Source organism: Halobellus sp. Atlit-38R (assembly GCF_003665925.1).
GTDB lineage: Archaea > Halobacteriota > Halobacteria > Halobacteriales > Haloferacaceae > Haloquadratum > Haloquadratum inordinatus.
In genome coordinates, this window is the sequence record NZ_QXIJ01000278.1 from 1 (window position 1) to 476 (window position 476).

A 476-nucleotide genomic window follows, 5' to 3' on the forward strand; every position below is an offset into this window, starting at 1 on the left:
TCACCTACTCTCTTCAGTCTTCGAGCGTCCGGAACAGCGGTGACGAGTCGCCGCCCTCGAACCGGACCATCTCCTCGCCGTCGAAGGTGACCGTGACCGAGTCGTAATCGCTGGGGACCGAGACCACGGCGTCGAGCGTCGTGCGCGGCACGCAGTCGTCTGACGGCTCCTTTTCGCCGTCTTCGTCGGGTGCGGACGTGATTCGGTAGACGTAGACGCCCTCTTCGGCCGTGTCGAGTTCGCCGCGGACGACGACGCTCGGCGCGTCGTGCGTGAAGGTCCGGTTGAACGCGACGGTCGTCTGCTCGCCGGCGGGCATCCGACCGACCCACGAACTGGGCGCGGTCTCGTCGGCGAGCAGACAGCCGGTCGCGGTGGTCATCGAACTGGTCGGCGAGGTCGTCGTCTCCGTCGGAAGCGAGTAGACGACGACGCCGGCACCGACGACGAGCCCGACGAAGAACACCGCGAGAAGG

The 476-nt window shown here is 67.2% G+C and carries 1 protein-coding gene; it reads right to left on the reverse strand.

The annotated features are described in order from the left end of the window. Positions 1-13: 13 nt before the first annotated feature. A partial coding sequence (locus D3D02_RS19365) for a hypothetical protein (protein ID WP_121571381.1) occupies positions 14-476 on the reverse strand: 463 nt, incomplete at its 5' end.